This is a genomic window from Leclercia sp. 29361 (assembly GCF_011290365.1).
Taxonomy (GTDB): domain Bacteria; phylum Pseudomonadota; class Gammaproteobacteria; order Enterobacterales; family Enterobacteriaceae; genus Enterobacter; species Enterobacter tamurae.
Map to the genome: position 1 here is coordinate 2068892 of NZ_CP049786.1, position 17547 is coordinate 2086438.

Below are 17547 nucleotides of genomic sequence, written 5' to 3' on the forward strand. Positions count from 1 at the left end.
GTTATACCTTCTCTCTGACCGGGGCCGGAGTGGCGTAAGGCACTTCCACCTGACCGTAGCGGCGCACGCGAACGTTGGCCTGCTCGGCGTGCCCAGCAAAGCCCTCCAGCAGCGACAGCCGCGAGCAGTAGCTGCCGATCTCGGCGGTGGCTTCATCGCTGAGCACCTTTTGCCAGGTGCAGGTTTTCATAAACTTGCCGACCCACAGGCCGCCGGTGTAACGCGCCGCCTTTTGCGTCGGCAGGGTGTGGTTAGTGCCGATCACCTTGTCGCCGTAAGCGACGTTGGTACGCGGACCGAGGAACAGGGCGCCGAAGTTGGTCAGATTCGCGAGGAACCAGTCGTCGCGGTCGGTCATCACCTGGACATGTTCGGAGGCGATGCGGTCCGCTTCGGCGAGCATTTCGTCGTAGCTGTCGCAGACGATGATCTCCCCGTAGTCGTGCCAGGCCTGGCGGGCGATGTCGGCGGTGGGCAGTTTTTCCAGCAGGCGGTCAATCTCCCGTAGCGTCTCTTTGGCCAGGGTCATTGAGTTGGTCAGCAGAATAGCCGGGGTGGTGACCCCGTGTTCAGCCTGTCCCAGCAGGTCGGTGGCGCAGATCTCGGCGTCGACGGTGTCGTCGGCAATCACCAGGGTTTCGGTGGGGCCAGCGAAGAGGTCAATCCCGACCCGGCCAAACAGCTGGCGCTTGGCCTCCGCCACAAAGGCGTTGCCCGGCCCGACCAGCATATCCACCGGGGCCAGGGAGTCGGTGCCGAGCGCCATCGCGCCAATCGCCTGAATGCCGCCGAGGGCGTAGATCTCGGTTGCGCCAGCCATTTTCTGCGCCGCCACGATCGCCGGGGCAGGCTCGCCGCCGAACGGCGGGGCGCAGCTGACGATACGGGAGCAGCCCGCCACGTTGGCAGTAATAATCGACATGTGCGCCGAGGCCAGCAGCGGATATTTCCCCCCCGGGACATAACAGCCCACCGCGTTAATCGGAATATTTTTATGGCCGAGGATCACCCCGGGGCGGGTCTCAATTTCCAGGTCAAGCAGACATGCTTTTTGCGCGCGAGCAAAATTAAAGACCTGCTCCTGGGCGAATTCGATATCGTGAATATCCTGACGGCTTAATTTTTTGATGCAGGCATTAATTTCTGCCTCGCTCAGGCGATAATCCTGCCGGTCATAGCGATCGAACTTAATGGATAATTCGCGAATGGCTTTATTGCCGCGCTTTTCAATATCCGCAAGGATAAGCTCTACCGTTTCTCTTATTTGTCGCTGCGCATCCTGACGTTCCTGAACCGGTTTACTGGTTTTAAGTATATAAGCCACACTATCTTCCTTCTCTATTTATGATGAGGGGTACCCTCCCGGCGGGCCGGGATAAATTTATCGGGAATAAAAATTACTGGTCGCGCGCGGGCGCGAGGGCGTTATTAAGGGATAATTCAGCCGTGGCCGGTGTTTTACGGGAATAGACCCAGCGCACCGAAAGCGGGGTGGCAATTGCCGCGACAATCGACAGGGCGGCGATAAACAGATACCCGGACGACAGATTAATGTGCTGCATCATCACCCCCATGATCACCGGCCCGGCAAACATGCCGCAGGAGTAAATGGTCTGGAACAGTCCCATCCGCGTCGACTGCTCATCGGAGGTAGTGTTAACCACGCTCAGGGACATAAAGGCCGCGAATGCCATCCCGAAGGAGAAGCCGGCCAGCGCCTGCAGGAGATAGATCAGATAGAGATTGCTGGTGAAGGGGATGCCAAAGGTCGACACCACCTGCAGCACAATGCCCAGCACCGCGGTCTTCATCAGGCCCAGGCGCTGGTAGAACACGCTGCTGCACAGGGCAATGGCGAGAGCGTAGAAGATCAGATGGATGTTGCTCAGCAGGGTTAAAATTCCGGCCCGCCCGCCCAGCTGTTCGGCGTAGATCGGCGTCAGGGTGTCGCGGGTGGCAAAAGGCACCAGGATGACGAGGGTCGCCAGAATACCGATTAGCCACACCGAACGGTCGGCCAGCTGCAGGCGGGCTCCGGCGATACAGGCTTTCAGCGTCGGGGCTTTGACCGGGTCGTGGACATCGCGAATGCGGGTGGTGAGATACAGCGCCACCAGCGCCGACACGCAGGAGACGAAGAAGGCGATGTTGTTATCAAAATAGTGAATCAACAGGCCGCCGATGCAGTTGCCGAGAAACACCCCCACCGGCCCGGCCAGCGCCAGCAGCGCCACGGCAGCGGGGGCCTCTTTGCGATCAAAGTAGCGAATAAACAGGATGTTGTAGAGCACCCAGGTGGCGGCGGTCACCCCGTCTGCCGCTTTCGCCAGATACAGGGTAATGGCATTCGGCTCCAGCCAGGCCAGCGGCCAGGCGATGATCGGCAGGACCAGCGCGAACTGGATAAAGATTTTCCGACTCTTTACCACGTCGGAGACAATCCCCAGCGGGAAGCGGATCAGCAGGGTCGCCAGACCGCTGGCCCCCATGATGATCCCCATCACCTGCGGCTCCATCCCCTGATTGATCATCATCGGGGCCAGAAATGCATCGATGCTATGAATACAGATAAAAAACAACACGCTGATGATAAAGAACAGCCGGGCTTCCGGTCGGCGTAACAGTGCTCGAAACATGGTTGTGAACCTCTTAAAACGTAATGGGTTAAAACCAGTCAAGTACGACTTTTACCGGCTCACTCCTTTTGGTGACTGCCCAATATGCCCGGTACCATTGACGGTGTGAAAACTGCGCTGCATACGTATTCAAAAATTGAAGTTACGAAAAGGTTTCAATTTTGTAAAGGTCGTTTGTCACCATTGTGAAAAAAATAATTTAGGCTGTTGCATACGCATGCAAAGATGGTGTAAGACTAAAAAGTACCCGCTTCCTGAGGCACAGTTTTGCGGGGAACATCGCAGGTGATCGGCTTAACGCCTTGAATCTGTGCCAGAATGGGGAAGCGAAAGGGATAAGGACTCAGGGTAATGAAACGTAAGACTTTTACAGCGGTGACCTCTCAGCAGGTGGCGCAGCTGGCGGGCGTATCACAGTCGGCGGTGTCGCGCACCTTCACGCCGGGCGCCAGCATCTCACCGGCCACGCGTGAAAAAGTGCTCAAGGCGGCACGGGAGCTGGGCTATCGGCCGAACGCCATTGCGCGTTCGCTTAACACCGCCCGGTCGCGGATCATCGGGGTGGTGATCTCCTATTTTGATAACCAGTTTTACCCCCAGGTGCTGGAGGCGTTGGCGCAAAAGCTGGACACCCTCAACTACCACCTGCTGCTGTTTGTCGGCGATCGCGAGGGGAACGTGGATCGGATTTTCGACCAGATCATGCAGTATCGCGTGGACGGCATCGTGCTGGCTTCGGTGACGCTGTCGCTGGATCTCTCCGAGGAGTGCCTCGCCGCCGGGATCCCGGTGGTGCTGTTTAACCGCAGCGAAGAGAGCGGCATGGCCTCCAGCGTCAACAGCAATAACGAGGCGGCTGCCCGCCAGATTGCTGAATTTTTACTGGCCGCAGGTCACCAGCGCTTTGCTTACGTGGGCGGCGTGGCGGACTCGTCCGTCAACATAGCTCGCCAGCGCGGGTATCTGGCGGCGCTGCAGGAGCAGGGGACTGACGACGTCCGGGTGGTTAACGGTAATTACGATGCGCAGCAGACTGCCCGGGCGGCATACGCGCTCTTCTCTGCCACGCCCGCGCCGGATGCCATTTTCGTCGCCAACGATCATATGGCCGTCATCGTAATGGATGTGGCGCGGTACGAGTTTGGCCTGCGCATCCCGGAGGACGTCTCGATCATTGGCTACGACGATATTGGCCCGTCCGGCTGGGCATCCTACGCCTTAACCTCTGCCTCGCAGCCGGTGGAGGCGATGGTTGCCGCCACGGTGGAGCTACTGATGAAGCAGATCGACAGCGGCACTATTGAACCTGAACAGGTCATCGTCCCGGGCAGGCTGGTGGTACGCCACTCTGCGCGCCGCCCGCATACGGGCACTATTGATGCAGAGGGTAATTACGTGTTCCAGACCCAGGAGGACAAATGAGCAGATTGCCGGGATTCAGCCCCCAGTTCGACTCTATCCAGCAGTTTATTCTTACCCTGACGCATGTGGTCTGGGAGCAGAAGGACATTGGCCAACTGGCCGATTTTTACGCCACGCCGGTGGTGTTTATCACCCCGGAGAAGAAGCTTAACGATCTCTCGCAGTTTATGCGCCTGACCCTGGAGGCGATGCACAGCTTCCCCCAGCGTACCGTGCTGACGGAAGACATTCTGGTGACGCAAAACCCCGGGGATGAGCATTACGCTGCCCAGCGCACGATTGCCTGCATCCGCCATCAGGGGGAGGGCTTCTTCGGCCCGCCAACCGGGAAAACCGTCTGGGTGCGTACCTGGGCCGACCGGATTTGCGCCGAGGGAGCCGTGCGCCAGGAGTGGCTCCTGCAGGACCGGGCGGCGATTGTGGCCCAGTTAGGACTCAACGTGCAGGCGTTCGCGCGCAACCTGGGCGTGATGCAGGATCAGCTGGGAATGGTGCGTGAAAGCGCGGAAACCCTCGACGCGCGCTGGGCGGGTGGGCCTGAAGGCGACGATGTCGACGGGCCGATTGCCGGCGTGGTGGAGCGCTATCTGACGATGTGGGCGGGGGGCAACAGCGGCACCGTGCCGGGCCTGTATCATCCAGCCGCCACGCTCTATGCGCCGGGGCACTGCATCGGTACCGGCGAGCAGGAGATCGCCGCGCTGCTGTCGGGCTACCGGGCCTCCTTTGCCGACAGCGAAGTGCAGTTGCACCACCTGATCGTGCGTCGGGACCCCAACGAGCCGGTGCGCATTTCCCTGCGCTGGTCGCTGCTGACCTGGCACGACGGCTACGGAAAATTTGGCGTACCGACCCGTAAACCGGTCTCCATTACCGGTATCAGCCAGCTGGAATTACGCGATGGGTTAATTATTCGCGAATATTTAGGCATTGATGAATTAGCTATCTGGTCACAACTCGTTAATTAAGCGAAATATCGTTATCTAAAAAACGTTTTTAATTCTGCCGCAATATCTGTTGCGGCTCTCTTCTCCATCCATTCCGGGTGCGGGATCGTATTGTCTGAAAATAGATGCAGGAGTTTATATGTCTTCAACCGAAGCAACAAATAAAGCGCCAGCCGTACCCGAAAAAAACAGTAAACTTACCCGCGACGAACCGGTATTACAAATTGAACGCCGGGACTTTATTGATTTAGTCCCGGAGAAACGTCCGCGGGCGCAATCATTACGTGGATTCGATGAGTGTTATACCGATATTGTCGATTACATCGTTCGCTGTACCCATAAAATATGGGATGAACGCGACGTGGGATTAATTTACACCCACTATACCCACAACTGCGTGTTATATAACGCGCTGGGCACGCTCTATACCCGCGAGCAGGTGGTGCAGGATACCCTTCAGCGTCTGGTGGCCTTCCCGGAGCGCCGCGGCATGGCTACCCAGGTGATCTGGAATGGTAACGACGTGGACGGTTTCTATACTTCGCACCTGGTGACCGGCAGCGGACGCCACACTCAGTTCAGCCACCTCGGCAAGCCGACCAACCGCACCTTCGTCACCCGCACCGTGGCCGACTGCATGATCCACGAGAACAAGATCTACCGGGAGTGGGTGGTGAGCGACAACATGTCCCTGATGAAGCAGCTCGGGCTCAATACCGACGAGATCGCCTTTAACATGGCGAAAGAGCAGTTCGACAAGGGCTTTCGCGTCACCGACATCGGCGAAAACGGCCGCATGCTGGGGCAGTATCCGCCGGAAATGGTCTGCGACGTCTCCATTGCCCACACCGACACCGAAGAGCAGTGCCTGCGCTGGCTGCACGAAATCTACAACCGCCGGATGCTGGGCAAGATCAAAGAGGTCTACGCCCCGAACGTTCAGTGGCACGGCCCGCTGATGAAAGAGCTGTACGGCACGGCGTCGGTCACCCATCAGACCCTGGCCCTGATCGGCATGATCCCGGACGGCGCCTGGCTGCCGCAGCATATCTGCTCCAACCCGTGCGAGGAGGGCGGCACCAAGGTGGCGGTGCGCTGGATTATTGAGGGGCATCATCTGGGCTACGGCGAGCTGGGTAAACCGACCGGTGAACGCCTGTTCGTGATGGGCATGTCTCACTACCACATTATCAACGGCAAAATCGTCGACGAGTGGGTGGTTTACGATCACCTGGCGCTGCTGGCGCAAATCAAACTGGGTCAAATGGAGGAAGCGTAATGTCTGTACAGTCAATTGTTGACCAGGTGAGCTGGATTAAACGTCCCCAGGGGCAGGATGCGCAGGCCGACAGGTCGTTAACCGACACGGTGAGCGCCATTATTGAGCGCGTAAAAGCTGACGGCGACGCGGCCCTGAGAAGCTATTCTCAACAGTTTGATAAGGTGGTGCCGGCGCAGTTTGAAGTCAGCGCTGAGGAGATCGAGACCGCACTCAGGGAGATGGATCCCCAGACCCGCCGCGACAGCGAGTTTGCCATCCAGCAGGTGCGCCGCTTTGCCGAAGCCCAGCTCGCCACCATGCAGCCGCTGGAGGTAGAAACCCTGCCCGGCGTCCATCTGGGGCACCGCATTATCCCCGTCCAGACGGTGGGCTGTTACGTCCCCGGAGGCCGCTACCCGATCCTCTCCGCGCCGGTAATGTCCATCGTGCCGGCGACGGTGGCCGGATGTGAGCAGATCATTGCCTGTCTGCCGCCCGCGGCGCACCCGGCGATGATTGCGGTCTGTCATCTCGCCGGGGCGCATCGGATCTTTAAAATCGGCGGGGCGCAGGCCATCGCCGCCATGGCCTGGGGCACCGAAAGCGTCCCGGCGGTGGATAAAATTGTCGGGCCGGGCAACGCCTTTGTGAACGAGGCCAAGCGCCAGGTATTCGGCAAGGTGGGGATTGACGCCCTGGCCGGACCGAGCGAGATCTTCACCATCGCCGACGACAGCGCCGATGCGCGCATTATTGCCGCCGACCTGCTGGCCCAGGCCGAGCATGATGTCCATACCCGCGTCGGGCTGGCAACCACCAGCCGGGCGATTGCCGAAGGCACCCTGGCAGAGATCGAACGCCAGCTGAAAAACCTGCCTACCGCCGCTACGGCGGGCGAGGCCTGGCGTCGTCAGGGTGAAATTGTGGTCTGTGACAGCGAGGAGCAGCTAATCGCCTTCGCAGACTACATGGCCACCGAGCATCTGCAGGTCCATACCCGGGATCCGCACGGCACGGCGGCGAAAATCCGCAATTACGGCTCGCTGTTTATCGGCCAGAATGCCAGCGTGGTGTTCTCGGATAAATGCTGCGGCACCAACCATACTCTGCCGACCATGGCGGCGGCGCGCTATACCGGCGGGCTGTGGGTAGGGGCTTACGTTAAGATCTGTACCCATCAGTGGATCGACGAGCAGGGTATCGCCGCCATTGCCGAACCGGCGATCCGCCAGAGCCGTACCGAGGGGATGCAGGCCCACCGCCGCGCGGCGGAGATCCGTCTGCGTCCAGAGGCACTGGATACCATCACCTCCGGGCTGCGCGACTAAAGGCGACAGGAGGTCGGGCGAGAGCCTGGCCTCCGGCAGGCTAAAGGATGCTATGAAAAAACAACGGCTGATCCCCCCCGCGGATTGTGTGGCGGAGATAACCCGACGGCTGGCGACTATTGATGCGAATCCGCAGCTGAACGCCATTCTCGGGATCAACCCGAATGCCCTTGCTGAGGCGGCTGAGCGCCAGAGGCGGCGTGACGGTAGTCTGTTAGGCCCGCTGCACGGTGTGCCGCTGATCGTCAAAGATAATATCGCCTGCGCCGGGCTGCCCCTGACATTAGGTTGCGCTGCGCTGGCGCAGCTACGGGCGACAACGGATGCGCTGGTGGTGCGTCGGCTGCGCCAGGCCGGGGCGATTATTCTCGCCCGGGCGAATATGTCTGAGTTTGCCTTCGACGTCCGCTCCCGCAGCACGCTGGGCGGGGATGTGCGTCACCCGCAGTTTCCGGGTATCACCGCAGGCGGCTCCAGCGGGGGCAGCGCGGCGGCAGTGGCGGCCGGGATGGCTGAAGGCGCGCTCGGCACCGATACCGGCGGCTCGATCCGCATCCCGTGCAGCTATACCGGACTGGTGGGGTTGAGGCCGCGGGTGCGCCGGGCGCAAATGCAGGGCATCGCGCCGCTCTCCCTGAGCAAAGACACGGTGGGGCCGATGGTGCACAGCGTCCAGGACGCGGCTCTGCTGCACGCGATTATCCATGGCCAGACGCCTGACACTGTTCAACCTCTGTCGCTGAAAGGCGTGCGGTTAGGCGTTATCCGAGCCCTGGAAGGGCGTGATCCTCAGCAACTGGCCGTCTGGCATGACGCCATCGCCACCTTGAGGCGGCACGGCGCGACGATCGTGGAGATTGACCTGCCGATCCTGCCCGAGGTGGCGAGTGCCACTTGTCTGAGCCTGTATGAGTTTCGCGTGGGGTTTGATGTCTGGTTACAGCAGCAGCCCGGCGCGCCTGCGGGGCTCCGGGGGATTATTGCCTCCGGGCAATTTTTGCCGGAGTTTATGCCGCTCCTGACCCGGATGCTCGCCAGCGAGAGGTTAAAAACGCCGGAGTGGTTTGCCGGACGGCAGCTGCGGCGTCGGCTGCAACAGGCCCTGGGGCAGATAGCAGAGCAGGGGCGACTCGACGGTTTTCTCTACCCAACGGTGAGCCGGATTGCCGACAGCCTTGAGAAAATGCCCCCCGGCTGTGGCCCCGAACTGGCGGCCATCAGCGGGTTTGCCGCCATCACGCTCCCCTGCGGTCGCACGCAAACCGGCTTCCCCGTAGGGCTCGAAATACTCTCCTGTGCCGGAGAGGAATCCTCCTTACTGGCGCTGGCCGCCGCCTGCGAAACCGCCTTCAGTCCGGGGTAAAGCGCAGCCATTTGCGCACGCGCGAGGCGGGTTGCACGGCAGCTTTGGCCATCGCCTCGCCAATCTCGGCGCACACCACCAGCCCCTGCACAAAGGGGCGATCGTGCATCAGGTACGGCAGGGCACCGAAAGCAATTTTCCCGCGCAGGTAGTCGGGGGCCAGCAGGGTGTAATCATCGCCGACATCGGGAATATCCTCTCCGGCGGACTCCAGCTGGTGGCGCAGGACCGGAAACGGCAGGTCTTTGGTTTTGAGCGGTTGCTGCCCGCGCGCGTCAATAAACACATCGAAATACCAGGCTTCGCCCTCGACATGGATCACCGTCCGATCCTCTTTCAACGCCAGCTCATAATCAGCGCCGAGGGTAAGAATGCTGATAACGCCCGCTTCGCGCAGGGCCAGCAGACGGCGGATCGACTGGGAGGGGATCGCCGCATAGTTGTCGATGAAAATGCGCGCCAGACCGACCTTAAAGCGCTCTCTGTCCTCTTCAGTCAGATGGGGAACAATCTTCTCCACGGCCTCATGCAGCCGCAGGATGGTGTAGCGCCACGGTACCGTGCGTTTGTCGCGCTTGTTGCGTTCCACTTCATCGAGGTTAGAGACCGCCCAGCGGAACGGACCCTGTTTTTCCCGGTCGGCAAACCAGGCCTCGCGAATGGTGTCAGCCGTCAGGGTCTCTAACGCCACCGCCTTACTCCACTGCGGGTCGGCGTGCTGCAGCTCGGCCACAATGAGGTCAAAGATGCGATCCAGTAATCCTTCTGAGCCCTGTTCGATAGCGGCATCTATTGCCGCTTCCGTGGCGATGGTCAGCGGCTCGTAGGGGATCGGGCAGTAAAAGTCGGCTTCGGGCAGGATCCCCGAGCGGGACATCAGCACAATCTTCAGCGCCTCGCTGCCCTCATCCAGCCGGAACTGGATCTGTTCATCTTCGGATTCAATAAATGTGCCGTGCTGAACGGCCACCGCCATCGCCGCATCCAGCCCGCTCAGCGAGGTGCCCATAATGCCGACGTCGCAGGCGGGGATTCTGGCCTCCATCAGCCCGGACCACGGACTCGGGAAGAAGGATCGCGATGCGGCCTCCTCATCCGGCCAGACGTGCCCGGTGGCGATTACCGCCAGATCGAACGGCTTCGGTGTCGGCTCACCCTCGGCCCAGAGATTAACCCCCTCAGGCGTGGCCTCCACGTCGGTCACCTGGCAGGACTCGCGCACCTCTACTTCAAAGCCCGCTTTTTTCGCCTCCTCGACCAGCTGTACAAACTGATCGCGGAAATATTCCCCCAGCAGGATGCGCGGCAGGAACTGGCGCACGTGCAGGGTCGATTTCTCCACACCGTAGCGCGCCAGATGGGCATCGTCCTGGGTACGCAGCCAGTCAATATAGGTGGAAAAGATGGGCGGGATTTCAATGCTGGCGATGTTAGCCAGCATCAGTCTTGAGTTGTCTTCGTCGCTGTAGGGCATGCCAACCCCGGCTTTTTCAGCCTGCTCATAAACGGTGATGCAAAGCGGCGTCCGATGGTTCAGTAGGGAATAAAACGTATAAATGCCGGTCGGCCCTGCGCCGATAATGGCGATCCTTTTCATCAATGCTCACCCTTTTTTTGCCTGCCTGACAATCGCCTCAGGCACGCGCGTTATTAATCCATGAAAAATAAGTGTGGTTGAAAACGCAAAATGAGCAAATCGGCAGTGGTGGCATACCCCTAATTCATTAGTTTTATGAATGTATATGAAAAATAACATTCGCATACTCAATTGTTTTAGCTAAATAAAATAAAAATAACGTGCTTAGTACAGGGCACATTTTCTCAATTGATTCATATCAAATACCGAATTGGGGTTATAGGGAAGAATGCACCTCTTTTTTGAGAGGGAACAACATGTCAGAACGCAAAGAAAAAAGGGACGCGCTTTTTCCCGACATCACGCGCCGGGGACTGCTCAAGGCCAGCTCAGCGCTGGTGACGCTGCCCTTTGTGATGTCCGGCAAGGCCTTTGCCGCCAAAAGCGAAACCGGAACGACACCTGAAGCCGCTGGCGCTGCGGAACGCGTCGTCCAGACCTGCAGCACCTTTGACTGCGGTGGTAAATGCGATATCCGCGCCCACGTCGCCGACGGCGTGGTCACCCAGATCACCACTCGCCCGGACAGCGCGCTCGATCCAGAGATGCCGGTGATGCGCGCCTGCGTGCGCGGTCGCAGCTATCGCAAGTTTGTCTACCACCCGGATCGCCTGAAATATCCGATGAAGCGCGTCGGCAAACGGGGCGAGGGGAAGTTTGAGCGCATCTCCTGGGAGGAAGCTACCACGCTGATTGCCGACAACCTGCAGCGCATTACCGCCAAATATGGCCCGGCGTGCCGCTTTGTGCATAACAATACCGCTACCAGCGGGGGCACCTTCTCCGGCGATAAGATGATGCGTCGTCTGCTCAATCTCACCGGGGGCTATCTGGAGTACTACCACTCGGTGAGTATGGGCAATACCGCCGCCGCCACGCCTTATACCTACGGCACGGCCGCCAGCGGTAACTCGCTGGATACCCTCGCCGATACAAAGCTGGTGATTTTGTGGGGGCACAACCCGACCGAAACCATCTTCGGCCACACCAACCACTATTTTCAGCAGATGAAACAGAACGGCACCCGCTTTATCGTCGTCGATCCGCGCTACTCCGATACCGTGGCGTCGCTGGCCGATGAGTGGATCCCGCTGCTGCCTGCTACCGATAACGCTCTGATGGACGCGATGATGTACGTCATCGTCAGCGAAAATCTGCACGATAAAGCCTTTATCGATCGCTATACCCTGGGCTTTGACGAGGCCTCCATGCCGGAGGGCGTCCCCGCCAACGAGTCGCTGGTGGCCTACCTGATGGGGGATAAAGACGGTCAGGTTAAAACCCCCGAATGGGCGGAAAAGATCACCCGGGTTCCGGCCCAGACGATTCGCCAGCTGGCGCGGGATTACGCCAACACCAAACCGGCGGCCCTGATTCAGGGCTGGGGTCCGCAGCGCCATAACTGCGGCGAGCGTACTGCCCGCGGGTCGACGCTGCTGGCAACCCTTACCGGCAACGTCGGCATTAAGGGCGGCTGGGCAGCAGGCTATGGCGGCAGCAGCAACCGTAAATTCGCCGCCGGCCCGGAGATGCCAGATAACCCGGTCAAAGAGAGCATCTCGATCATGAACTGGGTGCAGGCCGCCGACGATGCCAGCAAGGTGACGGCAGAGCAGGGGCTGAAAGGCGGGGATAAGCTCCAGAGCAATATCCGGATCCTCTTCTCGCTGGCGGGCAACTACCTGGCGAACCAGAACCCGGATCTGCATCAGGCGGTGAAGGTGCTGGAGGATGAGTCAAAGATCGAGTTTATCGTCGCCAGCGACCTCTATATGACCCCGAGCGCCCGCTATGCGGATCTGCTGTTACCGGAAACCAGCTTTATGGAACGCTGGAACATCGGGGAAACCTGGGGGACGGCAAGCTATCTGATCCTGTCAGAGAAGCTGATTGAGCCGGAGTTTGAACGCCGCTCTGACTATGACTGGCAGCGTGAAGTCGCCGCTAAGCTGGGGATTGAGCCGCAGTTCAGCGAAGGCCGCACCGAGCAGGCGTGGATTGAGCATATCTGGGAGCAGACCCGTCTCTCCATGCCGGATGAACATCTGCCGACGTTCGCCGAGCTGCGGGAAAAACGTCAGCATCTGTTTAAGGGCAAGCCGCATATTGCCTTTGAAGACAACATCCGCGATCCGCAGAATCATCCCTTCCCGACGCCGTCCGGGAAAATTGAGATCTTCTCAAAGCGTCTGTATGACATGAATAACCCGGAGATCCCGGCGCTGTCGCATTACGTTCCAGCGCACGAAGGCCCGGAAGATGCGCTCGCGAAGCAGTTCCCGCTCCAGCTGATCACCTGGAAAGGGAAAAACCGCGCCAACTCCACGCAGTATGCCAACCCCTGGCTGCAGGAAGTGCAGGTCCAGAAACTGTGGATCAACCCGGAGGATGCCCGGAAGCGGGGGATCCGGCAGGGGGATAGCGTGCGTATTCACAATCAGCGCGGTGTCTGCCAGGTCCCGGCAGAAGTCACCATGCGCATTATGCCTGGGGTAGTCGCCATGCAGGCCGGGGCCTGGTGGCAGCCGGATGCCGAGGGCGTTGATCACGGCGGATGTGCCAACGTCCTGAGCTCCGCACGTATTACTCCGCTTGCGAAAGGCAATTCTCATCAAACCATGCTTGTGGAGGTCGCAAAGTATGAGTCAGCAGTATAAGGAATACCCACCGGTCAGCGATAAGCAGCTTGGCTTTTTCATTGACTCGTCACGTTGCTCCGGGTGTAAAACCTGTCAGGTGGCCTGTAAGGACAAGCATAACCTTGAGGTGGGACGCCGTTTCCGCCGCGTCTATGAGGTGAAGGGCGGCGGGTTTATCCCGACCGGGCAGGGCGGCTATACCAATAACGTCTATGCCTTCACCCTGTCGATCTCCTGCAACCACTGCGCGGATCCGATTTGCACCAAAAACTGCCCGACCACGGCGATGCATAAGCGCCCGGGGGACGGCATTGTGCGCGTCGATACCAATAAATGCGTCGGCTGCGGGTACTGCGCCTGGTCCTGTCCTTACGGCGCGCCGCAGATGAATGAGGAGGCCGGCCAGATGTCAAAATGCGATTTCTGCGTGGATTTACAGGCCAAAGGCGAGCAGCCGATTTGTGTTGCCACCTGTCCACTGGGGGCGATCCAGTTCGGGCCGATCGAGGAGCTGCGCGCGAAGTACGGCAACCTCTGTGACGTGCAGGGCCTGCCGGATTCGTCCATTACCAGGCCTAACCTGGTGATTAAAGCGCATCAGGGTGCAGAAAAAGAGGAACAGCCGCATGCATGAGTTACCGCTTCTGATCTTTACCCTGCTGGTTCAGGGCTCGGTGGGCATGACTCTCTTCCTGGCCTTGTCCGCCCGGGCGGGTTCGCGCGTGCCGGAGGTTAAACCCCAGCTGTTGCCGGGGATGCTGATCGCCTGCGTGGCCGGGGGCCTGGGACTGGTGGTTTCTACTCTGCACCTCGGCTATCCGCTGAACGCGTTTAACGCTCTGCGCCACGTCGCCAGCTCATGGTTGAGTCGTGAGATCGTCTTCGCCAGCCTGTATCTGGCGGCGTTAGGGCTTTGCACGCTGGTGATGCTGGTCAGAAAGCAGCTGATCCCGCTGTTACTGCCCGTTGCCGTGGTGCTGGGGCTGATCGATGTCTGGTGCATGAGCGCGATCTATGCCCATACGTCGGTCATTACCTGGAGCCATTTCAACACCTGGCTGATGTTTTACGGCGCCGTTGGTGTGCTGGGCGCGGTGGCGCTGGCATGGCTGCCGATGCTGAAAGCCCGGTCCGTAGCCCGGGAGCGGCAGTCGGTGATGCGCTTCGCGGCGGCGATGGTGGTGGCGATTGTCGCCATCCGTCTGCTGGCGCAGCCGGACTATATCGCGTATCTGGCCAACGCCAGCCTGAGCGGAGTGGTGACGCTGCCACACCAGCCGATGGCGATCTTCACCCAGCTCAGCGGTCTGCGACTGTTTAGCTGGACCTTATCCGTACTCGGCGCGCTGCTGTTTGCAGTAAGCGCCTGGCGTCAGGGTAAGTTCGGGTTGATGGTCGGCAGCCTGCTGCTGGTGCTGTCTGAAGTGTTGTTCCGCTTTATGTTCTTCTGCATTAACTGATGGCGCTATTTCGCCTGACGCAGCCCCCCGCGCCGCCCGGCGTGGGGGAGTCCTGCTTGCGCAAACAGTTTCCCCGCCACGACTGCCAGGCCTGCGTGGCGGTATGTCCGGTGCAGGCTATCACCGCAACGTCCAGCACGCCGACCATTAACGAGCTGGATTGCCTGCAATGCGGCCGCTGCCTGTTTGTCTGTCCGGCGGATGCGCTGCAAAACCTTCGACCTGAAACCCGCCGCTATACCGCATCGACGCTGGTGGCGCCTTTTTCCACGCTGGAGCCGTCCGTTGAGGAGTTACTGATGTGGCATAAGCAGCACGGGATCCGCGCGGTGGAGATGGAAATGGACGCCTTCCCCGGCTGGGTGCGTGCCGTTGCGACACTGAATATCCGGCTCCGGGCGCTGAATGCCCCGGTCTGGCAGATCCTTCCCCCGCCGCCAAAAGCGATCAACACCGGGCGGCGACACTTTATCAAGGCCAGCGAAACGGACGTACAGTCTGCCACCGTGAGCATCGGGCTTCGGGCCCGTCGTCAGGCTTTTTCTGCGATCAGCGAATATCAGCTGTCGCTGGATCAGGGGCAGTGTACGGTTTGCGGCGCCTGCGCCAGGGTCTGTGGAGAGAGGGCGCTGAGCCTGAGCGAGGGGGCGCTGACGTTCTCGTCGTCCTCCTGTACCGGCTGCAACAGCTGTGCGGTGGTCTGTCCCGTGAAGGCGGTTCGCATTGAAAAACAGTTAAGTGAAAACAGGGTGCAGCGCTTCAGCTGGATACAAAAATCCTGCCATTGCTGCCATCGGGCGTTTTATACCTTTGATCCGGAAACGGAACGCTGTGCGGTGTGTCAGCGGCATCAGTACGGTATGCGGGAAGCATGAGTAAGATGTTTAAAACGGTGTTTGATTAGCGAGAGAGTAAAAAAGGAACTGCTGAGGACTTACTGAAATGGTGCGTCCGAGTGGACTCGAACCACCGACCCCCACCATGTCAAGGTGGTGCTCTAACCAACTGAGCTACGGACGCACTGTAGAGAATGGTGCGTTCAATTGGACTCGAACCAACGACCCCCACCATGTCAAGGTGGTGCTCTAACCAACTGAGCTATGAACGCATTGTTGTGTGTGACAACGGGGACGAATATTAGCGGCAGTGCGGGCATCAGGCAAGAGGAAAACTGCAAATTTCTTCCAGATTTCACGCGATTGCTGTATTCCCGCGCAAAACGAAGAGAAAGTAGCCGCCCGCAGGCGGCTGGTGCGCAATTAGCGTGCAGCGCGTTGCAAAATCACGCTTGATGGCTGACGCTGCAGGAAGCGCATGCGCAGCATCATCATGATTGCGGCAGAGGTTAAGCCGATAATAAAGCCCATCCAGAAGCCGGCGGGGCCCATCCGATCCACCACCAGGTCGGTGAGGGCCAGAATATAACCGCTCGGCAGCCCCAGCACCCAGTAGGCGATAAAGGTAATAAAGAAGATCGAGCGGGTATCTTTATAGCCACGCAGCACGCCGCTGCCGATCACCTGAATCGAGTCGGAGATCTGATACACCGCCGCCAGCAGCATCAGTTGGGAGGCGAGGATCACCACTTCCGGGTTGTCGTTATAGAGCAGGGCAATCTGCTCCCGCAGCGTAACGGTGAACAGCGCGGTGCAGACCGCCATGCACACCCCAACGCCAATCCCGGTGCGGGCGGCGGTTTGCGCATCCAGCGTTGAGCCCTGGCCGAGGCGATACCCGACGCGAATGGTCACGGAGGCAGCGAGCGACAGCGGCAGAACGAACATCAGCGAGCTGAAGTTAAGGGCGATCTGGTGACCGGCCACGTCGACAATGCCCAGCGGGGAGACCAGCAGGGCAACTACCGCGAACAGCGTCACTTCAAAGAACAGCGCCAGCGCGATGGGCAGGCCCAGCTGCATCAGACGTTTCACCACCGCCATGTCCGGCTTGCTGAAACCGGCTTCGTAGCGAATATCGCGCATGGAACGGGCGCGTTTCACGTAAGACAGCATACCGAAGAACATGACCCAGTACACCGCCGCTGTCGCCACGCCGCAGCCGACGCCACCCAGTTCCGGCATGCCGAAATGACCGTAAATAAAAATGTAGTTCACCGGAATATTGACCAGCAGGCCTATGAATCCCATCACCATGCCCGGTTTGGTCTTCGCCAGACCTTCGCACTGGTTACGCGCCACCTGGAAGAATAAATAACCAGGCGTCCCCCAGAGCAGGGCGCGTAAATAGCCGACGGCTTTATCTGCCAGGGCCGGATCAATATTGCGCATGGCGTGAATAATATAGCCCGCGTTCCAGAGGACAATCATGATCAGCACCGAGACAAAACCCGCCAGCCAGAAGCCCTGGCGGATCTGATGGGCGATACGTTCCCGACGTCCGGAGCCGTTGAGCTGGGCAACAGTAGGGGTTAACGCCAGCAGCAGGCCGTGACCGAATAAAATAGCCGGCAGCCAGATAGAGGTGCCGATGGCGACCGCGGCCATATCAGTGGCGCTGTAACCGCCTGCCATTACGGTATCGACGAATCCCATCGAGGTCTGGGCAATTTGCGCAAGTATTACCGGGATCGCCAGGGCTAATAACTGACGCGCTTCAATCAAGTACTTCTGCACGTGAACACCTTTGATATTGTTGTTATTTGATAAAGAAAAAGCCGCTGCGAAATGCAGCAAGAAAAAGACGAGGGGAATTCAAGCTATTGTAGCGGGGATAAGCTAATTATCTAGTGAAAAAATCGCCAGAAAAGGTGGGGTACTGGCAACCTCTATTTTCAACTGTTATTGTGGTGCGATAAAACGGTGTCATCACCGAAGGAACAAACAGGAGTCGTAAGC

The 17547-nt window shown here is 59.3% G+C and carries 13 protein-coding genes and 2 tRNA genes; 9 read left to right on the top strand and 6 right to left on the bottom strand.

Going from position 1 to position 17547, the window contains the following annotated elements; all coding sequences use genetic code 11:
- Position 1 precedes the first annotated feature (1 nt).
- Both hisD (G7090_RS09875) and G7090_RS09880 read right to left on the bottom strand, forming a co-directional pair.
- Positions 2–1324, bottom strand: a complete 1323-nt coding sequence (gene hisD, locus G7090_RS09875; protein ID WP_166182271.1) for a histidinol dehydrogenase — start codon at positions 1322–1324, stop codon at positions 2–4.
- A gap of 73 nt (positions 1325–1397) precedes the next feature.
- Positions 1398–2636, bottom strand: a complete 1239-nt coding sequence (locus tag G7090_RS09880) for an MFS transporter (protein WP_166182272.1) — start codon at positions 2634–2636, stop codon at positions 1398–1400.
- Positions 2637–2987: 351 nt separating this feature from the next.
- On the opposite strand from G7090_RS09880, the gene G7090_RS09885 reads away from it, so the two are divergent.
- The 5 genes from G7090_RS09885 to G7090_RS09905 all read left to right on the top strand — a co-directional run bounded on the left by G7090_RS09885 (position 2988) and on the right by G7090_RS09905 (position 8957).
- The gene (locus tag G7090_RS09885; protein WP_166182273.1) at positions 2988–4058 is read left to right on the top strand and encodes a LacI family DNA-binding transcriptional regulator; all 1071 of its coding nucleotides are present in this window, start codon (positions 2988–2990) and stop codon (positions 4056–4058) included.
- Positions 4055–5026: a nuclear transport factor 2 family protein gene (locus G7090_RS09890; protein ID WP_166182274.1), complete on the top strand. Its 972-nt coding sequence runs from the start codon at positions 4055–4057 to the stop codon at positions 5024–5026. The genes G7090_RS09885 and G7090_RS09890 overlap by 4 nt, the downstream gene beginning before the upstream one ends.
- Positions 5027–5144: 118 nt before the next feature.
- A complete protein-coding gene (locus tag G7090_RS09895; protein WP_166182275.1) occupies positions 5145–6284 on the top strand; it encodes an ester cyclase in 1140 nt (379 codons plus the stop codon).
- Complete coding sequence (gene hisD / locus G7090_RS09900) at positions 6284–7594, top strand: histidinol dehydrogenase (protein WP_166182276.1); 1311 nt, start codon at positions 6284–6286, stop codon at positions 7592–7594. The genes G7090_RS09895 and hisD (G7090_RS09900) overlap by 1 nt, the downstream gene beginning before the upstream one ends.
- 52 nt (positions 7595–7646) lie before the next feature.
- Positions 7647–8957, top strand: a complete 1311-nt coding sequence (locus tag G7090_RS09905) for an amidase family protein (protein WP_166182277.1) — start codon at positions 7647–7649, stop codon at positions 8955–8957.
- On the opposite strand, the gene G7090_RS09910 is transcribed toward G7090_RS09905, so the two are convergent.
- A complete protein-coding gene (locus G7090_RS09910) occupies positions 8944–10554 on the bottom strand; it encodes an FAD-NAD(P)-binding protein (protein WP_166182278.1) in 1611 nt (536 codons plus the stop codon). The genes G7090_RS09905 and G7090_RS09910 overlap by 14 nt on opposite strands.
- 296 nt (positions 10555–10850) lie before the next feature.
- Here G7090_RS09910 and G7090_RS09915 point away from each other — a divergent pair, with 296 nt between their 5' ends.
- The 4 genes from G7090_RS09915 to G7090_RS09930 are packed head-to-tail and all read left to right on the top strand — an operon-like array spanning position 10851 to position 15567.
- Entirely contained in the window at positions 10851–13250 is a 2400-nt protein-coding gene (locus G7090_RS09915) for a DMSO/selenate family reductase complex A subunit (RefSeq protein WP_166182279.1), read from the top strand.
- The gene (locus tag G7090_RS09920; RefSeq protein WP_166182280.1) at positions 13234–13866 is read left to right on the top strand and encodes a DMSO/selenate family reductase complex B subunit; all 633 of its coding nucleotides are present in this window, start codon (positions 13234–13236) and stop codon (positions 13864–13866) included. Before G7090_RS09915 ends, G7090_RS09920 begins: the two co-directional genes overlap by 17 nt.
- Entirely contained in the window at positions 13859–14692 is an 834-nt protein-coding gene (locus G7090_RS09925; RefSeq protein WP_166182281.1) for a DmsC/YnfH family molybdoenzyme membrane anchor subunit, read from the top strand. Before G7090_RS09920 ends, G7090_RS09925 begins: the two co-directional genes overlap by 8 nt.
- 56 nt (positions 14693–14748) lie before the next feature.
- The gene (locus tag G7090_RS09930; protein WP_166182282.1) at positions 14749–15567 is read left to right on the top strand and encodes a 4Fe-4S binding protein; all 819 of its coding nucleotides are present in this window, start codon (positions 14749–14751) and stop codon (positions 15565–15567) included.
- A gap of 68 nt (positions 15568–15635) precedes the next feature.
- Here G7090_RS09930 and G7090_RS09935 read toward each other — a convergent pair.
- The 3 genes from G7090_RS09935 to mdtK all read right to left on the bottom strand — a co-directional run bounded on the left by G7090_RS09935 (position 15636) and on the right by mdtK (position 17325).
- A tRNA-Val gene (locus tag G7090_RS09935) sits at positions 15636–15712 on the bottom strand.
- A gap of 11 nt (positions 15713–15723) precedes the next feature.
- Positions 15724–15800: transfer RNA gene (locus tag G7090_RS09940), tRNA-Val, on the bottom strand.
- Positions 15801–15951: 151 nt separating this feature from the next.
- Positions 15952–17325 (bottom strand): MdtK family multidrug efflux MATE transporter, encoded by a 1374-nt coding sequence (mdtK, locus tag G7090_RS09945; RefSeq protein ID WP_166182283.1) that lies wholly within the window; start codon positions 17323–17325, stop codon positions 15952–15954.
- Positions 17326–17547 lie beyond the last annotated feature (222 nt).